An 18918-nucleotide genomic window follows, 5' to 3' on the forward strand; every position below is an offset into this window, starting at 1 on the left:
CCCGCCATGCTCCCCAGAGGAGGCTCCGCCCCCGTTTTTGTCCCTACACCTGGAACCGTCCGACCAAGTTCTGCAACTCCTGCGCCAGACGGGCGAGCTCCTGGGCGGACGCGGCGATCTCCTCCACCGTCGCCAGGCTCTCCTCGGTGCTGGCGGCATTCTCCTGCGATCCCGCCGCCACCTGCTCCATGTACGTCCACACCGACTGGACCGCCTCCAGCGTCTGTTGCGTGAGGCGCGTCTGCTCGCGGACCTGTTCCAGGATGGCTGCGGTCGCGGGCGCGACGGTGTCAACGGAGCGGGCGATTTCGTCGAAGGCCTGCGTGGTCCGTTCCGTCACCTGTACCCCGAGCGCAATGGCCGAGACCCCGTCGCGCATCGACTGCGCCACCTGTTCCGTCAGCGCCTGGTTCTCCTTGATGATCTGCTCGATCTCGCGCGTCGCGTCGCGGCTCTGTTCCGCCAACTTGCGCACCTCCTGGGCGACGACCGCGAACCCGCGCCCGGCCTCGCCCGCCCGGGCCGCTTCGATGGCGGCGTTGAGCGCGAGCAGGTTGGTCTGTTCCGCGATGCCGCGGATGGTGCCGGAGATCTTCGAGATCCGCTGGGCGGACTCGGCCAACTGCGCAATCTGCTCCTGCGTCGACTCCGCCGTCTGGTGCACCTCCGACATCGTCGAACGCGCCTCCTGCACCGATGCCCGGCCTCGGTCGGTGGCCGCGACGACCACGCCCATCACCTGCGCCACCTGGTCCGCCTGCTCGGCCACCTGGTCCGTGTGGGCCTTGACATCCGACAGGGAGTCCCGCATGCGACCCAGCGCCTGCGTCGCACGGTCGGAGATGGACGCGAACTCGCTCGCCGTCTCCGCGATCCCGCTGACCGCCCGCGCCGTCTCTTCCGTCGACGCCGTCAACTGCTCGGCGCTCGCGGCCACCGACTCCGACGCCCCCGCCACGCGGCGCACCAGTCCGCCTACGCTCTCCAGCAGGCGGTTGGTGGTCTCCGCCAACCGCTGGACCTCGTCGCGGCTGTGTACCCCTTCAATCCGTCGCCGCAGGTCTCCGTCCGCGGACGCGATGTCTTCCAAGATGCCGATGACGCGCCGCAGATGGCGCGGCGTGCTGAGCGAAACCCCTGTGCCGAGCAGCAGCGCCACGGCCACCGCCAACACCGTGATCACGATGATGAGGATCTGCGTCTGCGTCACCATCCGGTGCAGATCCGCGGCGCGCTGCGCGGCGTTGTTCTGGCTGCGGACGATGAGGTTGGTGAGGTTATCGCGGATGTCCTGCACCATCGGCCGGCTGTTGCCCGAGGCCATGGCGTTGTTGGCCTGCTCGCCGTGTCCCGAGCGCCGCATGTCAATCAGTTGGTCGGCGATTTTGACCCAGTCGTCGATGACCGGTGCCGCCTTCTCCAGGTACGACCGCGACGTCGTGGTTCCCGCAAGCAGATCCCGCAGTACCTTCACGTCCTGCGGATACCGCTGTTTCGCCGGCTCGTAGGTCTGGCTCAACAGCGTATCGTTGCCCGTGGCCAAATACGACAACATGCCGGTGTCCATATCCTGAACGTCCGACATCAGCTGGCTCGCCTTCTGCACCACCTGCAGATCGTGGTTGGCCAGCGTCTCCACCTCAGACTGAAGCGCGGACAGACGCGCCAGGCTGACGAGTCCGAGCGCCAACAGCAGCACCAATACCGTGACGAAGGCGCCGCCCACCTTCCATTTGATGGAGACGAACTCCGGCAGCAGCCGCTGCAGGCGCGTCCAACGTCCTGCCCTGCCCGTCTCTTGCGGGATGGGCCCGTCCCCACCCTCGGTGCCGAGGTTCTCCCACTGTTGCTGTTCCTCCATGTCTGCCACCTGCCCGTCGTATCGAATATCCTCCGCTATATTCGACCGAACTCGCACAATTTCCTCTGATAATGGCAGCATGTGGTCAGCGCGCCGGGGCCGGGACGGCGACGCCACCTACCCCCGGTCCGCCGAAGTAGGTGCCCGGCACCTCGCCGTTGAGGACCACGTAGGCGAGCAACACCCGCGTCCGCACGTGCGCCGGCGCCATCACCAGCGGGGTGACCGCCTGCACGTCGGCGGTGAGATCGAGGTGAAGGGTATGGACCGTCTGGTTGACGCCGACGGATCGCACTTCCGCAGCCACCGACGAATGCACGGCGCCCATCATGTTCACCCGCACCGGCAGCGTGACGCCGAGGTTCGTCAGAAGCACCCCGCCGACCGCATGCGCGGCCGGTAGGCGCAGGGTCTGCGCCGACAGGTCGCGCAGGTGCGCCTCGGCCCGTTGGGTGGCCGCTGCCTGCGCGCGGGCGACCTGGGTGAAATCGAAGTGGGCGACGCGTATCCCCTCCGCGTCCCGGTCGTCAATCACCAAGACGTGCGACATGTCCGTGCCGGTGACCAACGCTTCGGTCACCGCGGCGTTGAGCGCCTCCGTCGCGGCCCGCACCGCCACCCCCTGCGCCGCCGCGGCGATGGCGGGCCGCAATTTCCACTCGGCCATCCCCCACAGCCCCGCCACGGCAGCGAGCGGCCACGCCCACCTCAGCCAGCGCCTGCGGACCGGGACGGAAGGACGGGAACCCCCGCGGCGCGCGGGGCGAAAGGTCTGGTAGGACAGAAAAATCCCCCCTCGCCGATGTATATGCGGCAGAGGGGGGATGGAGACGAGCCGGGGGCCCCGTCTCCGCGGACAAGCCAGGGCGCGCGGCAGCTCGGCAGGGGCCTCCTACAACGGCCACCGCGGCGTGCCGCGGCTCAGGCGCGGCAGCGCACAAACCGGCGCTTGCCCACCTGGAGCACGGTCCCATCCCGGAGGTCCACCTCGGCGTTCACGTCCGCGACGCGCTCCCCGTTCACGCGCACGCCGCCCTGCTCGATGGCCCGCCGGGCCTCGCTGTTGCTGGTGGCGAGCCCCAACTCCACCAAAGCCTTGACCAACCAACGAGGCCCGGGCTGGATCCGCACTTCGGGGATGTCCTGCGGGAGGCCGCCCTGCTGGAACACCGCCTTCCAGTTCGTCTCCGCCTCGGCAGCCGCCTCGGCACCGAGGAAGCGCGTCACCAACTCCTTCGCCAGCCGCATCTTGGCGTCCCGCGGGTGGAGGCTGCCGTCCCGCAGGCCCGCCTGAATGTGGCGCAGCTCCTCGACGGACACGCCGGAGAGGAGCTCGAAGTACTTCGGCATCAGGTCGTCCGGGATGGACATCACCTTGCCCCACATCTCCTTGGGCGGTTCGTCGATCCCGATGTAGTTCCCCAGGCTCTTCGACATCTTCTGCACGCCGTCGAGCCCCTCGAGGATGGGCATCATGACGGCCACCTGCGGCTCTTGCCCGAACTCCTTCTGTAGCGTCCGGCCCATCAGCAAGTTGAACTTCTGGTCGGTGCCCCCGAACTCGATGTCCGTATGCAGATGGACCGAGTCGTACGCCTGCATCAAGGGATAGAAGAACTCGTGAATGTGGATGGGACGGTTCTCCTGAAAGCGTTTCTGAAAGTCCTCCCGCTCCAGCATGCGCGCCACCGTCAGAACCGACGCCAGCCGCACCACGTCCGAGAAGGTCAGGGGCGCCAGCCAGTCGGCGTTGCGGACAATCTCCGTGCGGTCGGGATGAAGGACTTTGAGCACCTGCTGGACGTAGGTGCGGGCATTTTCATGAACCTCCTCGGCGGTGAGCTGCCGGCGGGTCTCCGACTTGCCCGTGGGATCGCCAATGCGCCCGGTGAAGTCCCCGATGATGAGATGGCAGATGTGCCCGAGGTCCTGAAGCTGGCGGATTTTCTGCAGGACGACTGTGTGCCCGAGGTGGATGTCGGGCGACGACGGATCCATGCCGAGTTTCAGCCGCAACGGCTGCCCTGTGGCCACGGACCGCCGCAACTTGTGGACCAAGTCCTCGATGGGCACAATCTCCGCGGTCCCGCGCTGGATCACCTCGAGCTGACGTTCGACTTCCCTTTCCTGGGCCGCATTCAGCGAGATCTCCTGCGGCGCCGGCTGCGCCGTTGTCCTGTCTTGCGTCACCGTCGAAACACCCTCTCTCCATCAAAAAACATCAAGCGCCCCTCCCCATGCGGGGACGAGGCGCATCGCTCGCGGTACCACCCTGCTTGCCGCCCGCAGGCGGCCGCTCTTTGGCGATAACGGAACCACCGGTGGCGACTGGCGCCGCCACGCCTCCGAAGGCGTACCTTCCGCGCGCCGGGCGGCCGGTTCACACCCCCCACCGGCTCTCTGGAACGCCGCAGGCGCGCGTACTTCACCTTCTTCGTCGGCACATCGCCGGCCGAATGCCACCTCCGTCGGGCGGCGCCGGCGACGGACAAATTTTGCGTCAGTATAGCAGAGCCCGGTTTGGCCTGTCAACGGACGCGGCGAGTTGTCTCCAGCCCTGTGATATAATCGGTCCAACGAGAGGAGAGTGAGCGCAGGATGGCCAACCAAACCAGACCACCGTCCGGGCGCCGGCCGGCACCGCGGCCCCGAAAACGGGCCGCCAAACGGGAAGGGCGCCGCTGGGTGTGGCGTGGCCTGGCGGTGGCGGGCTCCGCACTCGGCGCCCTCGTGGTGACGGGGACCGGTGCGGCGGTCGGATACGCCGCGTCCATGCTCAAGGGGCTCCCCGCCATCAGCGCCGATACGTTCACCAATCTCAGCCAGCCGACCGTCGTGTACGACGTGCACGGCCAGGTGATTGGACGCTTTACGGCGGAAGGGGACCGGGAACCCATCACGTCGCTGGACCAGGTGTCCAAAAATCTGGTCAACGCCTTCATCGCGGCGGAGGACAAGACGTTCTACCAGAACATCGGCATCAACCCGATGGCGATGGCGCGCGCCTTCGTGCAGGACGTCCTGCACCACCAGATCCAGAGCGGCGCCAGCACCATCACGCAGCAGACCGTCAAATTGGCCATTTTTCCTGACCAACAGCGCACCCTGAAACGCAAAATCCAGGAGATCGCCCTGGCCCTGGAAGTCAACCACATGCTGACAAAGGACGAGATCCTGACCGATTACATGAACTGGGTCTACATGGGCCAGATGGGGAGCAGCCAGGTGTACGGGGTGAAAGCCGCTTCCCAGATCCTTTTTCACAAAGACCCGAAGGATCTGAACTTGCCCGAGGCCGCTCTGCTGGCGGCCATCCCGAACAACGCCAGCCTTTTCTCGCCGTACGACCACCTGGACAACACCATCTCCCGCCAGCACTACATCCTGGACCAGATGCGGGCGAATGGCATGATCGACGATGCGCAGTACCAGGCGGCGCTGAAGTACGACATCAAAAAGGACATCCAGCCCGAGCCGAAGAGCAGCGCGTACACGCAGCATCCGTACCTGATGATCGACGAGATCCGGCCCCTGGCGGCGCAGTACCTCGTCCAGTCGGGCCGGTACTCCAGTGTGGAAGACGCACTCAAGGCCCTGCCGACGGCCGGGTACAAGATCTACACGTCCATTGACCTCAAGGCGCAGAACCAGGTGGAAAGCGTGCTCGCGGACGACAAGCTGTTCGGCAACACCAACCAGGTGGCCAAAGACGCCAACGGCAAGGTGATCACGCAGAACGGCAAGCCGGTCGTGGACCTGTATGAGGCCGGGGTCACCCTGATTGACAACCAGACCGGTGGCATCGTCGCCATCGGCGGCGGGCGCGATTACGCCCGCGACAGCGTGGACCACACCATCATCGCGCGGCAACCCGGGTCTTCCATCAAGCCCCTGCTCGACTACGGGCCGGCCCTGGACCAGAACCGGATCACCGCAGCCACGCCCATCCTGGACGCGCCCGTCAGCTACCGGGGCGGAGACGGCCAACTGTGGGCACCGAAAAATGACGACCGCGAGTGGCACGGGGTGGTCACCGTGCGCCAGGCGCTGACGTCCTCGTACAACGTCCCGGCCATCAAGGCGTATACCCGGTACAGCAAGGGCATCGGGGGGAGCTACCTGGAGAAGATGGGCATCTCCACCCAGGCCAAGACCCTCAACGGCCAGCCCACCCTGGCACCGGAGGACCTGCAGAATGCGGCCGTCGCCATCGGCGGCATGACCAACGGCCTGACGGTGCAACAGATGACCAGCGCCTACACCGTCTTTCCGAACCAGGGCGTGTGGCGCCACCCGTACCTGATCAGCAAGATTGTCGATCGCGACGGCAATCCGCTGTACCAGTTCCAGCCCTCGGCGACCAAGGTGTTCTCGCCGCAGACGGCGTACGTGATGACCGATATCCTGCACGACGTGGTGTATGCGCCGGGCGGAACCGCAACGCCCGGGGTCGGCGCCCACTTCCCGGGCTACTACATCGCGGGCAAGACGGGGACGACGGACTCCCGTGCAGACGGGTGGTTCATCGGCTACACCCAGAAGTACACCATGGGCATCTGGATGGGCTACAATCATCACCAGCCGATCGATGAAAGTGTATACAACCTCAAGTTCACCGTCTGGGACAGGATCATGGATCCGCTGCTGAAGGCCGCTCCGCCCACATCGCCCTTCCCGCGTCCCCCCGGCATCGTGAGCGTGGCGGTGTGCAAGAAATCGGGGATGCTGCCGACCGACCTGTGCAAAGAAGACGGGGACGTGTACACGGAGCTGTTCATCCAGGGGACGGAACCGGCGACCCCGTGCACCGCCCATGTCCAGGCGCTGTACACCGTGGTCAACGGAAAACGTTACCTGGCCACGACCAACACGCCGCCTGCGGAGATCCGGACCGGGCTGTTCATCATCCCGCCGGAGCAGGTGCCGGACGGCACCGTGACCAACGACAGCGCTGAATACGTGCCGACGCAGGCCGATCCGCGCGGCGGCACCGTCCTGAGCCATCCGGGACAGCAGACGGTCGAGCCGCCCCTTCCCGCCCCGAACCAGGTTCAGGCAACGTTCACGCAAGGGGGCGTACAGTTGCAGTGGAGTCCGGTGGCAGGCGCCAACGGCTACACCGTGTGGCGGGCGACCGCCCCCGGCGGCCCGTATGTCAACGTCGCAGGACCAATCGCGCGGACCACGTTCACCGACACGAACCTGCCCGCGGGCGCAAGTACCCTGTACTACCAGGTGTACGCCATGTCCCCGAGCGGCATCTCGCCGCCCTCCCCTGCCGCCAGCGTCGTCCTGCCGGGCGGCGAAGGCTCCGGCGGCACCCCGCCGGGCCAGGGAAATTCCACCGGCGGGTCGGGCGGAACGGGCAACACCGTCAACGGCCAGCGAACGCCTCCGGGACAGGGCCGCGGCAAGGGCGGCGCGGACACCGGCAACACCACCGGGCTGCCCGATCTGCTCTGGCCGGGCGGGCTCCCGGCCAGAGCGCGCGGCTGACCCCGCACCGGTGGGCGTACCGCTCCGCTCCTGCGCGAAAGGGACGGTGGGTGTGTTGCTCCGCTTCTGAACTAAAGCGAACCGCTCCGCAACACACCCACCGTCACCCGGAGTATGTGGTGGGGGGACCAGTTCGATAGACGCCAGCCGCAGCCTTGTTCCGCCGTCTTCGTGATGGTTGGCACACGCCGCGCGAAGCGTCTCTCGTAAGAGTCGAAGCGGAGGGCGGCGTGTGTCAACTCACTTCAATTCGACCACCGTGGCGCCGTCGCCGCCTTCGCCCGGACCACCGGGCGCCCAGGACGACACGTGCGGATGCTTGGACAGGTAGCGGCGAACGCCGTCGCGCAGGGCGCCGGTCCCCTTCCCGTGGATGATGGTCACCCGCGGCAGACCGCTCAGGACCGCCTGATCCAGATACCGATCCACGGACGGCAGCGCCTCCTCGACGGTCTGTCCGCGGATGTCGAGTTGCAGCGGGACCGTCTGCACCGACCGCTTCACGGTCCGGACCGCCTGCACCCGCTCCGGTGCGGCGGAGAGCACCTCGACGTCGTCCACCGGCACCTTCATCCGCAGCATCCCCAGTTGAACCGTCAACTCCCGTCCGTCGGCCGAGCGCTCCACGACCTCGCCCTTCTGCCCGACCGACAGCACCCGCACGGTGCTGCCCACGGCCGCGCGCCCGGCGTCGCCCCCCTTGCGCCGCGCCACCCGCCGCTCCTCCGGCAGGGCGTCCTCCAGCGCCTTGCGAAGCTCGACCAGCTCGTGGTCCTTCACCGGGCCGCCGCGCTGGCGATCGCGCAGCTCCCGGATGACGCGCTCCGCCTCGGTGCGGGCTCTCGCCACCACCTCGCGCGCCTCGCGCAACGCGGCCTCCCGCGCCTGCTCCACCGACTGCTCGAACGCCTCCCGTTCCTGAACCCACTGTGCGCGTTCGCGCCGCGCCTCCGCGAGCTCCTGTTCCGCCTCCGCGCGCAGGCGCTCCGCTTCCCGCCGCGCCGCTTCCAGTTGGGCAATCAGGTCCTCGACGCGGACATCGTCCGTGCGCAGGTGATGGCGCGCCTGGTCAATCAAGGTCTCCGGCATGCCGAGGCGGGCCGCGATGGCCAACGCGTTGGATCTCCCGGGCACGCCCAGCAACAGACGGTACGTGGGGCGCAGCGTGTCGACGTCGAACTCGACGCTGGCGTTGATGGCCGCAGGCTCCCGGAAAGCGTACGCCTTCAGCTCCGCGTAGTGGGTCGTCGCCACCACCCGAGCCCCGCGCGCCTTCAGCCAGTCCAGAATCGCCATCGACAGGGCCGCGCCCTCCGCCGGGTCGGTCCCGGCGCCGAGCTCGTCGAGCAGCACCAGGCTGTCCGGGCCCACGTGCTCGAGCATCCCGATGATGTTGCGCATGTGGGACGAGAAGGTGGACAAACTCTGTTCGATGCTCTGCTCATCGCCGATGTCCGCGAAGACCTCACCGCACCAACCGATGTCGCTGGGCGATCTCGTCGTCAGAAAGCAGCCGGACATGGCGAGCAGGGTCAACAGGCCCACGGTCTTCAGGGTCACCGTCTTCCCGCCGGTGTTCGGCCCGGTGATGATCACCATCCGGAAGTCGTCCCCCAGGCGGATGTCGATGGGGACCGCCGCCTCCTTCGGGATCAACGGATGCCGCGCGCCCGTCAGGCGCCAAACCCCGTCCGTGCGAAGCCGCGGCCGCTGCGCGTCCTCCCGCCGGGCGTACTCCGCCTTCGCCATCCAGGCGTCGAGGGTCGCCAGGCGCTCGGCATTTTCCGCCAACGGTTCGGCCACGGCCGCCACCACGCCGGAGAGCCGCTGCAGCACCCGCTCGATCTCGCGGTCCTCCTCCGCCGCCAAGGCGCGCACGCGGGCGCTCATCTGGACAATCTCCTGGGGTTCGATGAACACCGTGGCGCCCGAGGACGACACGTCGTGCACGACGCCCGGGACCTGGTTCTTGAACTCCACCCGCACGGGCAGGCAAAAGCTGTCCCCGCGCACGGTCACCACCGGGTCCTGCAGCCAACGCTGCAGGTGCCGCACCATCTGGTCCAGCCGTTCCCGGATCCGGGCCTCCTCCGCCCGGCGCTGGTTCCGGATGCGGCGCAGTTCCGGACTGGCCTGATCCAGAACCAGGCCATCCTCATCAATCGCCTGGCGGAGTTCCAGCTCCGTCTGTCGCGCGTCGAACAGGCCGGCAGCCATCTCCTGCAGGCGGGGGATGTCCATCGCCTCGGCGGCCGCCTCAATCGCCGTCCGGGCCCGCCGGCCCCCGGCGATGAAGAACGCCACCTCGTTCAGGTCCCCGGCCGTGAGCACGCCGCCGATGGCCGCCTTCCGCAGGTGCGGGCGGATGTCGCGGATGCCGCCAAACGGGATCCCGCCGCGGCGAAGCAGCATCCGCAGCGCTTCATCCACCGCCGCCAGCTCCGCCTCCGCCTCGGCGATGGAGGACAGCGGCCGCATCTGTTCCAGCCGTTCCTGCCCCAGCCGGGTCGCCGCAAAGCCGCGGACGTGCTGGCGAACCTTGTCGTATTCAAGAATGTGCAACACGCGTTCCTGCATGCCGTGCCACCCTGCCTTGTCCATGCCGGGCCCCGTCGGCCGGGCCGGCCCAGAAATCCCATCTATTGTACCACATGCCCGATGAAAGGCTGGGAAAGATAACGATACGTCAGACGAAAGGAGGAGCTACATGAACATCATCGGAACCGTGGTCCGGTTCGTGGTATCCGCGTTGGTTCTGATGTTCGTCGGATTCCTCGTGCCGGGATTCGGCGTGGTGAACTTCTGGACCGCGCTCCTCGCCGCCGTCGTGATCGCGTTGTTGGGTTGGGCCATCGAGGCGCTGTTCGGCCGCAGAATGTCGCCCTATGGCCGCGGCATCGTGGGGTTCATCTCCGGTGCGGTGGTCCTGTACATCGCACAGATGTTCGTCCCCGGCATGCGAGTCACCGTCCTCGGGGCGTTGTTGGCGTCACTCGTCATCGGGATCATCGATCTGTTCGTGCCCACCGAACTGCGCCGTAAGCGAGAAACGTGACGCCGCGCGAAAGCGGGCTGTCCGCTCCATGGGACAGCCCGCTTTTGTCCTGTTCTGCTTCGTGCACCCCCGCTGAACCCGGACCGCCTGCGGCGCCCGAGCGCGGCCTAGCGCAAGCCTGCGGCGTTTCGGGTCTGCGCGTCGAGCCACGACACGACGCTCGAATTCGTCAACTGCGCCTGCAGTCTGTCGTTTTCCACGTGGTTCATGACCAAGACGGCGACATAGACGAAGAGCAGGGCCAGCGCAACACCGCCGACCAGCCCGGCCAGACGGTTGACCAGGGACAGGACGGGCAGGTGAAACACCGCGTCCACCAACCCCGCCGTGTACCGGAGCAGCACCCACGACAGCAGGAACACCGCGGCGAACGACACGGCACCGGACAGATCTCCCAGCAGCAAGGCCGCGACACCGGGACGGACGTTCGCGGATTGCACCTGCCCAATCCAACTGGCCACCGCCGGCTGGACGTACGGCCGAAGCCACCACGCCAATGCATAGGCGGCGATCCCGCCGCACAGGCGGGTCACTTGACGCACCAGCCCCAGCCGGTAGCCGTTCCAACCACCCAGGGCAATCACAGCCACGATCACGAGATCCAGCAGATCCACCTGCACAACGCTCCTATCCGCGATCCCCTCCACCGGGACGCACGCCCGCCAGGGCGCACGGTGACCGCCGACACACGGCCTGCGGCCCTCTGCCTGCACAGGCCGGGCGGCGCCTTCAACGGGTGGATGAAGACCGGGTCTGTTGGTCCAACAATTCCAGCAACTCCCGGTACTCCTGTTGGAGCCGAACCAGGTCGTCCGCGATGTTGAGCGCGGCCAGCACGGCCTGGCGGCGCAGATCTAAATTCGGGTTGGCCGCTGCGACGCGCTGCATCACCGCGTCCACCAGCTGTGCGACCTCACGCAGATGCGCCTCGCTCGCCGGGCCGCGCACGGTGTACTCCTGTCCACAGATGGTGACGCGAATGCGATGATTGTTCTCCGTGCCCATGGATCGGCTCCCTCCTTCCCGTTGATTTCGTCCTCCGCCCGCGAATTCCTGCCCCTCTATCCGCGCAGGACGGCGGCAAATCGCGCGGTCCAAGCCGCCAGCACGCGCCCGACCAACGCGTCCACCTCGTCATCCGTCAACGTCCGATCCTGCGCGCGGCAGGTCAGGCGGATGGCGACGCTCTTCATGCCCTCCGGCACACCCGAACCGGTGTACACGTCGAAGACCCGGATGTCCTCCAACAGGTTCTCGCCGCCCTCCCGGGCCGCTTCCCGCGCCGCGGCCAACAGGGCGTCCGCCGGGACGTCGCGCCCCACCACCACGGCCAGGTCCCGCCGCGAGGCGGGATGCCGCGGCAGGGGCGTCACCAGCCACCGGTCGGACAGGCGGGGCACCAGGAGATCGAGGTCAAACTCGGCGTAGACCGCCACATCCAGTTCGAACGCCGCCGCCGTCTCCGGATGCAGTTCCCCGAAGCTGCCGATGCGCTCGCCGTCCAACCACACCTCGGCCGACCGGCCGGGGTGCAGCCACGGTGCGGACGCCGGCCGGAACTCCGCCTGGTCCAACCAACCGAAGGCGCCCAGCCACCCCTCCACGACGCCTTTGGCGTCGTAAAAATCGTACGCACGCGGCCGGTTCCAAACGTCCGCCTCGGTCACGCCGAACCACAACCCCGCCCACTGCGTCCGCTCGCTGGGCTGTTCGTCAAGCGGCAACCGGGCCGGCAGGTATACGCGCGCGATCTCGAACACCCGCCCGCCCGCGACGTCTCGGGCCAGGTTGTACTGGGCTACCTGGGCCAGACTGGGCAGCAGGTGCGTGCGCAGGACCGACCGCTCCTCCGACATCGGCATGCGCAGCGAGATCATCTGACGGTACGGAGCATCTGGCCCGACGCGCAGCGCGTCGAGGGACCCCGGATGCGTCAGGGCGTAGGTGAACACCTCGGTCATCCCCATCCCGGTCAGGACCTCACGCGTCCGCTTGCGCAGGCGTTGACTCGGGGTGCGCACCCCGGCTGTCGTGGCGCCAAAGGGCAGCGTCGACGGGATGGCCTCGTATCCGACGAGCCGCGCCACTTCTTCCGCCAGGTCCGCCTCCAGGGTGATGTCCGGGCGGCGCGTCGGCACCTCGATGCGCCACAGATCCGGTGACGATTCCTCGACCGTGAACCCGAGTCGGCGGAATACGCCGCGCATGGTCTCGGCGGAGATGTCCGTGCCGAGCAGCCGGTTGCAGCGCGCCGGGGAGAATGCCACCGTATGCGGCTGTGACGGCTGGCCGCGCACGACTGACACCACGCCGCCCTCGCGACGGCCGCCGCCGAGTTCGCACAGGAGCTCCGCCGCGCGGAGGAGGGCGGCCCGGATGGCGACCGGATCGATCCCCTTTTCAAACCGCTGCTGCGCCTCCGACCGCAGCCCCAACCGCTGCCCGGTGCGCCGCACCGAAGCGGCGTCGAAGGCGGCCGATTCAATCACCACCTGGCGCGTCGCCGCGCTGACCTCGGAATTCTCGCCACCCATCACCCCGGCGATGCCGATGGCCCGTTCGGGATCCGCAATGACGATGGTGTCCTCTTTCAATTCCCGTTCCTGCCCGTCCAGCGTGACCAGGCGTTCTCCCGGCCGCGCTTGCCTCACGACGATGTGGCCCCCGCGGACCTGCCCGAAGTCGAACGCGTGCAGGGGTTGCCCCCATTCCAACATCACGTAGTTCGTGACGTCGACCATCAGGTTGATGGGGCGGACGCCCATGGCGAGCAGCCGCATTTGCATCCACAGGGGCGACGGCTTCGGCGTGAGGCCCGTGATCACCTGGGCATCATAACGCGGGCAGCGCTCCGTCTCGAGGGTCACCCGCACGGGGGACGCACCGGATGCAGCCGGTTCCGCCGGCGATGGGAACCGCACCGGCCGATCGTACAGGGCCCCCACCTCGTACGCCAGCCCCCGCATCGACAGGCAATCGCTGCGATTGGGCGTGAGGCCAATCTCCAGCACGACGTCGTCCAGGTGCAAAAGCGTCACGACATCCGCGCCGACGGGTGCGTCGTCCGGGAGGAGGAACAGACCTTCGGTCTGCTCCTTGGGCAGCAGCTTCACCTCCAGGCCAATCTCCTGGGCGGAGCAGAGCATCCCGTTGGACTCCACGCCCCGGAGCTTGACCTTCCCGATGGAGCGGCCGCCCGGAAGCGTGGCTCCGGGCAGGGCGGTCGGCACCTTCTGTCCGGCCCGGACATTGGGGGCCCCGCAGACGATGGTGAGCGCCTCGCCCACCCCCGCGTCCACCGTGCACACCTTCAGACGGTCAGCGTTCGGGTGCGGCTCACAGGTCAACACCTGCCCCACGACCACGCCGCGCACCCCTTGGTTTCGTGGCGTCACCGCCTCCACCTCCAAGCCCGCCGACGTCAACTTGTCCGCCAGCGCCTCGGGGGAGATGTCGCGGACATCCACGTACTCACACAGCCACTGATAGGACAATTTCATGCGAGAACCTCCTCACATCCTCACGCTCACGGCGTTCCTCACATCCCGCCACACTCACACCGGGCGCGCGAATTGCCGGAGCAGGCGCAGATCGTTTTGGTACAGGTGCCGGATGTCCTCGATCCCGTATTTCAACATGGCGATGCGCTCCACACCCATGCCGAAGGCGAATCCGTTGAACCGGCGGCTGTCGTACCCGGCCCCGTCGAGCACGTGAGGATGTACCATGCCCGCGCCGAGGATCTCAATCCAGCCCGTCTCCTTGCACACGCGGCACCCGGCGCCCCCGCAGTTGATGCAGAGAACGTCCACCTCGGCGCTCGGCTCCGTGAACGGAAAGAAGCTGGGCCGCAGCCGGACCGCCTGTTCCGGCCCGAACATGGCGCGTGCGAACTGCTCGAGCACGCCTTTGAGATCGCTCATGCGGATGCCTTCGTCCACCACCAAACCTTCAATTTGGTTGAAGGCGTGCGAGTGCGTGGCGTCGTCCTCGTCGCGGCGGTAGACGCGCCCCGGCACAATCACCTTGACTGGTGCCTGGGGCCGCATCCGTTCCATCGTCCGCACCTGCATCGGCGAGGTGTGCGTCCGCAGAAGGAGCGTGTCGGTCAGGTAAAAGGTGTCCTGCATGTCCCGGGCGGGGTGATCCTGGGGCAGGTTGAGCTTCTCAAAGTTGTATTCGTCCGTCTCCACCTCGGGTCCCTCGGCGATGGAGAACCCCATCCCCAGGAAGATATCCTCCACTTCCTGAATGACCCGCACCGAGGGATGCAGGGCGCCTCGTTCTTGCCTTCGCCCCGGCAGCGTGACGTCGATCCGCTCGGACGCCAGGCGCTCGGCCAGCAACCGCTCGGACAGCGCGGTGCGCGCCGCCTCCCACGCCGCCTGCAGGCGCTCCCGGCAGCGGTTGACCACCTCGCCGGCCCGCGGCCGCTCCTCGGCGGGCAGCGTGCCCATCTGCCGCATCACCTGGGACAGGGCGCTCTTCTTCCCCAGATAGCGGACCCGCCACTCGTCCAGCGCGCGCGCGTCCTGCACCTGCCCCAAGGCGTCCTCCGCCTCCCGCTGCACCTGCAGGACGGCGGTTTCCAATTCCTTGACGTCCACAGTCCGACCCCCTTGTGACCTTGCACCGGCCGGAACCCGGCGCGCAACCCGCCGCCCGGGTTCCCCGGAGATGAAAATGAATGAGCAGCCCGCCCTCAAGGGACGAACTGCTCCGTGGTACCACCCTTGTTGATGACCCTCCGCGCCCGTGCGGATGATCATCCACTCCATGGTGCGTAACGTGCACCGGACGGCGCCGCCTACCAACAGGTGTCCCGCCTTCAGCCGCGCAGCTCCAGGGTGAACTTCACGACCATCCCGCCTGCCCCGCTCTCAGTCGCGGCTGGGCTCCCTGTGAGGGGAACGGCCGTTACTCTCCCTTTCCTCGCCGTTGTCCAATCCGAATCCTTCCGGGCGCGAAGGCCGCCGGTCTATGCGAAGTATAATGGAACCCGGCCTCCGTTCGCAACCACTTGTCCAAGAAATCCAGCGGACCCTTCATAACCCTCTGTCTTTTATCCGCAAAACAGCATATGATATGAGCAAACGGGTCGCTCCTGTCAGTGCCAGGTGCAGTCGTTCTGTCAGACTATTCCGTCTTAATTCCCGGCGTGGGCGCGGGCCGGCGGAACCCGCCCGCCGCATCCGGCGCCCAGCGGACCAAAAAAAGGCTGGTGTGGCGTGTATGATTCTCCAAATGCTGCGCGACCTCCTCATCGACTACGCACTGGATCACCGCGACAGGGAGCTGTTCATGCGCCTGACGTCCGCCGACTGGGAGCAATTTGTCGTCCAACCCGTGGAGTCGGTCGACCAAGCCCCCGTCCTGGTGATGCACGATCGCGACACGAAGACGGTCGTCAAGCTGCAGCTGCCCGATTGCCCGCAGCCGACCGTGTTCGCGGTACCGGAGGACGAGTGGGACAGCAACGGATGGCGGGACCCGTACGGGCTGACGTTTTACGACCGGCTGCGCAGCGCCGGCTTTCGGTTTAAGAGCGAGTGGCGTGCTGTCGATGCGGGCGACTGGCAGGCTATCCAACGCAGCTGCCGCATCGTCCATCCGATGGACTTGGCCATCGCGCACCCGTCCAAGACGTTGCGCGTCCAGTCTTCCCAGCGCCGCTTCACCAGCAACACGCCCTGATGACTCCTATCCGCCCGCCATGACGGAGGGCCGCCGTTCTCCCCCACCGGGAAACGGCGGCCCTTGTGATCCTCCCGCAAGCGCCACGGCGTTCCATGTGCGGTTTAACCCTGGATGTCGACGTTCAATAGCGAATCCGAGCCGGTGGGAGACGGAACGAATCCGGTGACCTTCTTGCTGGCCGCCAGCGGCGGTGTCGAGTGATCCAACGGTACCCACGGCGCCTCTTTATAGATGATCTGTTCTGCCTGCTGATAGAGCTGCGCCCGTTTCTGTTGGTCGGTCTCCTTCTGCGCTTGCGTCAGCAGCTGGTGGACCTGCGGGTTGACATAGAACGCCACGTTCTGCGCAGGCGCCTTGGCGTTATCCGAGTCGAGCAGGACGTACAGGAAGTCGTCCGGATCGCCGTTGTCACCATTCCACCCCAACAGACACATGGTGTGTTCTCCGTTCGCGGTCTTCTTCAGATAAGTCGCCCAGTCGTATGTCACAATCCTGGCATCGATGCCGATCTTCTTCAGGTCCGCCTGAATCGCGGCGGCGATCTTCGGCGGATCCGGCATGTACGGGCGCGCCACGGGCATCACCCACAGCTCCGTTTGGAACCCGTTCGGGTATCCGGCCTCCGCCAGGAGTTGCTTGGCCTTTTCGATGTCGACGGGATAGCTCTGGATGGACGGGTCGTTCCCCCACATCGTCGGGGGCAGCGGCGTCGCCGCCGGTTCCGCCAAGCCGTTGAAATAGGCGTCGACAATGGCCTTCTTGTCGATGGCCATGTTGATGGCTTGGCGCACTCGGACGTCGTTGAACGGCTTCTTCTGCGTGTTGAACGCCAAGTACCCGACGTTGTTGCTCGGGCGCAGGAACAACTGCAGGTTCGGATCCGACTTGATGGTCTGCACGTCGGCCGGGTTCACGCCGTCGATGATGTCCAGCTCGCCCGACTGCAACGCGTTGAGACGCGCCTTGTTGTCCTGGATCACTTGGAACACGACCTGATCCAGGTGCGGCAGGCCGTTTTGCCAATAATTCGAGTTTTTCTTCAGCACAATCTTGTCATTCTGCGTCCAGCTCACGAAGGTGAACGGTCCCGTCCCGACGGGATTGCGCGAGATGTCTCCCTGGTGGTCTTGAATGTCTTTCGGAGAGGCGATCGCGAAGCATGGCATGGCCATATCCGCCAAGAACGGCGCGAACGGATGCTTGAGATCCACCTCGACCGTGTAATCATCGACCTTCTTCACGTCCTGGAGGACGAGGCCGGGATCGCCCTTGAATCCGCCGAACATCGATGCAAAATACTCGAAGTCGCCTTTGTGGTACGGATTCGATTTGTCCATCCAGCGGTTGAAGTTGAACACCACGGCGTCCGCGTTGAAATCGGTACCGTCTTGGAATTTGACGCCTTGGCGCAGATGGAACGTCCACTTGAGCCCGTCGCTGGAAGTGGTCCAGTCCGTCGCCAGGCCCGGCACGATGTCGAACGTCCCCGGTTTGTAGTTCACCAGCGTCTCATAGATCTGCTCGGTGACGCGGAACGATTCCCCGTCCGTCACATCGGCGGGATCCAGTTTGACGCTGTCCCCGCCCCGTCCGAACACCAGCGTTTTCCCCGCGGAGGCGGTGCCGCCACCGGCGTTGGACGCCGCATTGGTGCTCGCGGGGGTTCCCCCGCATCCGGCCAACAGGAACAACAGCGCGGCCGCTGCCCCTCCTGCCGCGTACCATCGAGTGCCCACGCATCTTCCCCCTCTTCGCCTTGGTTTGTAATCTCTGAAATCAAAATAGAATAGATATGTTCAGTATACTTAGGGTGTCGTGGACCCGTCAATCCGGCCGGCCGGTTGGCCGACGCCCGCCCGGGGCGCCGGCCCAGCCTCCTGCCCGCGCGCACGCGCGGTCACTTCATCTTCGGATCCAGCGCGTCGCGCAGGCCATCCCCGAACAGATTGAAGCCGAGCACGCTGAGGGCGATGGCAATGCCAGGGGCCGCGACAATCCAGGGGGCATTCGAGATGTAATCCTTCGCGTCGGACAGCATTTTCCCCCATTCCGGGCTCGGGGGCTGTGCACCCAGACCGAGAAATCCGAGCGCCGCCGCATCGAGGATGGCGGTGCCGATGCCGAGCGTCGCCTGCACAATCAGGGGCGCCCAACTGTTGGGCAGCACATGGCGAAACAGCAGCCGCGCATTGGACATCCCCAGGGCGCGGCAGGCCAACACGTACTCCTCCTGCTTGACGCTCAACACCCGGGATCGAATCAATCGCCCGTAGGTCGGCACGTTGATGATGGCGACGGCCAGGAGGGCATTGAACAGCCCCGGGCCGAGGATGGCGACGATGGCGATGGCCAACAGGATGCTCGGAAAGGCCAGCATCACATCGAAGACGCGCGAGATCAACACATCCGCCCAACCGCCGAAAAACCCTGCCACGAGGCCGAGCAGCGCCCCGACAATCAGCGAGGAGACCACCGAGAAAAACCCGATGGTCAGCGAGATCCGCGCCCCGTACAGGAGACGGGAGAGTTCGTCGCGGCCAGCCTCGTCCGTCCCCAGCCAGTGCTGCGCGGAAGCAGGCTGCAGGTGATGACTCAGATCTTGAGCCGTCGGATCGTACGGCGCGAGGACGGGCGCCAACAGGCCAATCACGATGAAGAGCGCGACCAGGCTCCCGCCCACCATCGCGGCCCGCTGCCGCTTCAGGCGCTTCCACGCGTCCACCCAGACGGAGCGCTTCGGCGGTGTGCGCAGGACCGCCTCGACCGGAACGTCCGCCGTTTGTCCGTTTGCGTTCATAACGTCCCTCCC

General features: G+C 66.5%; 13 protein-coding genes and 1 other annotated feature. Of the genes, 3 read left to right on the forward strand and 10 right to left on the reverse strand.

Features of this window, described 5'->3' with window-relative positions:
• Nucleotides 1-43: 43 nt before the first annotated feature.
• The 3 genes from BM357_RS08655 to tyrS form a co-directional block, all read right to left on the reverse strand.
• Nucleotides 44-1861: a methyl-accepting chemotaxis protein gene (locus BM357_RS08655; protein ID WP_074951733.1), complete on the reverse strand. Its 1818-nt coding sequence runs from the start codon at nucleotides 1859-1861 to the stop codon at nucleotides 44-46.
• 85 nt (nucleotides 1862-1946) lie between these two features.
• Nucleotides 1947-2528 (reverse strand): sporulation protein YunB, encoded by a 582-nt coding sequence (locus BM357_RS08660; RefSeq protein WP_139234636.1) that lies wholly within the window; start codon nucleotides 2526-2528, stop codon nucleotides 1947-1949.
• Nucleotides 2529-2782: 254 nt separating this feature from the next.
• Nucleotides 2783-4051, reverse strand: a complete 1269-nt coding sequence (gene tyrS, locus BM357_RS08665; RefSeq protein WP_245783909.1) for a tyrosine--tRNA ligase — start codon at nucleotides 4049-4051, stop codon at nucleotides 2783-2785.
• Nucleotides 4052-4459: 408 nt separating this feature from the next.
• Between tyrS and BM357_RS08670 the strand changes: the two genes are divergently transcribed.
• On the forward strand, nucleotides 4460-7357 hold the full coding sequence (locus BM357_RS08670) for a transglycosylase domain-containing protein (RefSeq protein ID WP_139234637.1): 2898 nt from the start codon (nucleotides 4460-4462) through the stop codon (nucleotides 7355-7357).
• 240 nt (nucleotides 7358-7597) lie between these two features.
• Here BM357_RS08670 and BM357_RS08675 read toward each other — a convergent pair whose 3' ends face one another.
• Nucleotides 7598-9958, reverse strand: coding sequence for an endonuclease MutS2 (locus BM357_RS08675; protein ID WP_245783910.1), 2361 nt, complete (start codon nucleotides 9956-9958; stop codon nucleotides 7598-7600).
• 106 nt (nucleotides 9959-10064) lie between these two features.
• On the opposite strand from BM357_RS08675, the gene BM357_RS08680 reads away from it, so the two are divergent.
• Complete coding sequence (locus BM357_RS08680; RefSeq protein WP_029420994.1) at nucleotides 10065-10412, forward strand: phage holin family protein; 348 nt, start codon at nucleotides 10065-10067, stop codon at nucleotides 10410-10412.
• A 107-nt stretch (nucleotides 10413-10519) separates the two neighbouring features.
• On the opposite strand, the gene BM357_RS08685 is transcribed toward BM357_RS08680, so the two are convergent.
• From BM357_RS08685 to pheS, 4 genes are all read right to left on the reverse strand, one after another.
• The gene (locus BM357_RS08685) at nucleotides 10520-11026 is read right to left on the reverse strand and encodes a CvpA family protein (RefSeq protein WP_245783911.1); all 507 of its coding nucleotides are present in this window, start codon (nucleotides 11024-11026) and stop codon (nucleotides 10520-10522) included.
• A 115-nt stretch (nucleotides 11027-11141) separates the two neighbouring features.
• Nucleotides 11142-11417 (reverse strand): cell division protein ZapA, encoded by a 276-nt coding sequence (locus tag BM357_RS08690; RefSeq protein WP_074951742.1) that lies wholly within the window; start codon nucleotides 11415-11417, stop codon nucleotides 11142-11144.
• Nucleotides 11418-11473: 56 nt separating this feature from the next.
• Nucleotides 11474-13912 (reverse strand): phenylalanine--tRNA ligase subunit beta, encoded by a 2439-nt coding sequence (pheT, locus tag BM357_RS08695; protein WP_074951745.1) that lies wholly within the window; start codon nucleotides 13910-13912, stop codon nucleotides 11474-11476.
• Nucleotides 13913-13966: 54 nt separating this feature from the next.
• A complete protein-coding gene (gene pheS / locus BM357_RS08700) occupies nucleotides 13967-15004 on the reverse strand; it encodes a phenylalanine--tRNA ligase subunit alpha (RefSeq protein WP_074951958.1) in 1038 nt (345 codons plus the stop codon).
• A 110-nt stretch (nucleotides 15005-15114) separates the two neighbouring features.
• Nucleotides 15115-15354, reverse strand: a binding site (T-box leader).
• A 290-nt stretch (nucleotides 15355-15644) separates the two neighbouring features.
• Between pheS and BM357_RS08705 the strand changes: the two genes are divergently transcribed.
• The gene (locus BM357_RS08705) at nucleotides 15645-16106 is read left to right on the forward strand and encodes an IDEAL domain-containing protein (protein WP_074951748.1); all 462 of its coding nucleotides are present in this window, start codon (nucleotides 15645-15647) and stop codon (nucleotides 16104-16106) included.
• Nucleotides 16107-16210: 104 nt separating this feature from the next.
• Here BM357_RS08705 and BM357_RS08710 read toward each other — a convergent pair whose 3' ends face one another.
• Nucleotides 16211-17845: an ABC transporter substrate-binding protein gene (locus BM357_RS08710; RefSeq protein ID WP_074951751.1), complete on the reverse strand. Its 1635-nt coding sequence runs from the start codon at nucleotides 17843-17845 to the stop codon at nucleotides 16211-16213.
• Between the two features lie 161 nt (nucleotides 17846-18006).
• Nucleotides 18007-18906, reverse strand: a complete 900-nt coding sequence (gene nikC, locus BM357_RS08715; protein ID WP_074951754.1) for a nickel transporter permease — start codon at nucleotides 18904-18906, stop codon at nucleotides 18007-18009.
• Nucleotides 18907-18918: the final 12 nt, after the last annotated feature.

The organism is Paenalicyclobacillus macrosporangiidus, assembly GCF_900116805.1.
Lineage (GTDB): Bacteria > Bacillota > Bacilli > Alicyclobacillales > Alicyclobacillaceae > Alicyclobacillus_H > Alicyclobacillus_H macrosporangiidus.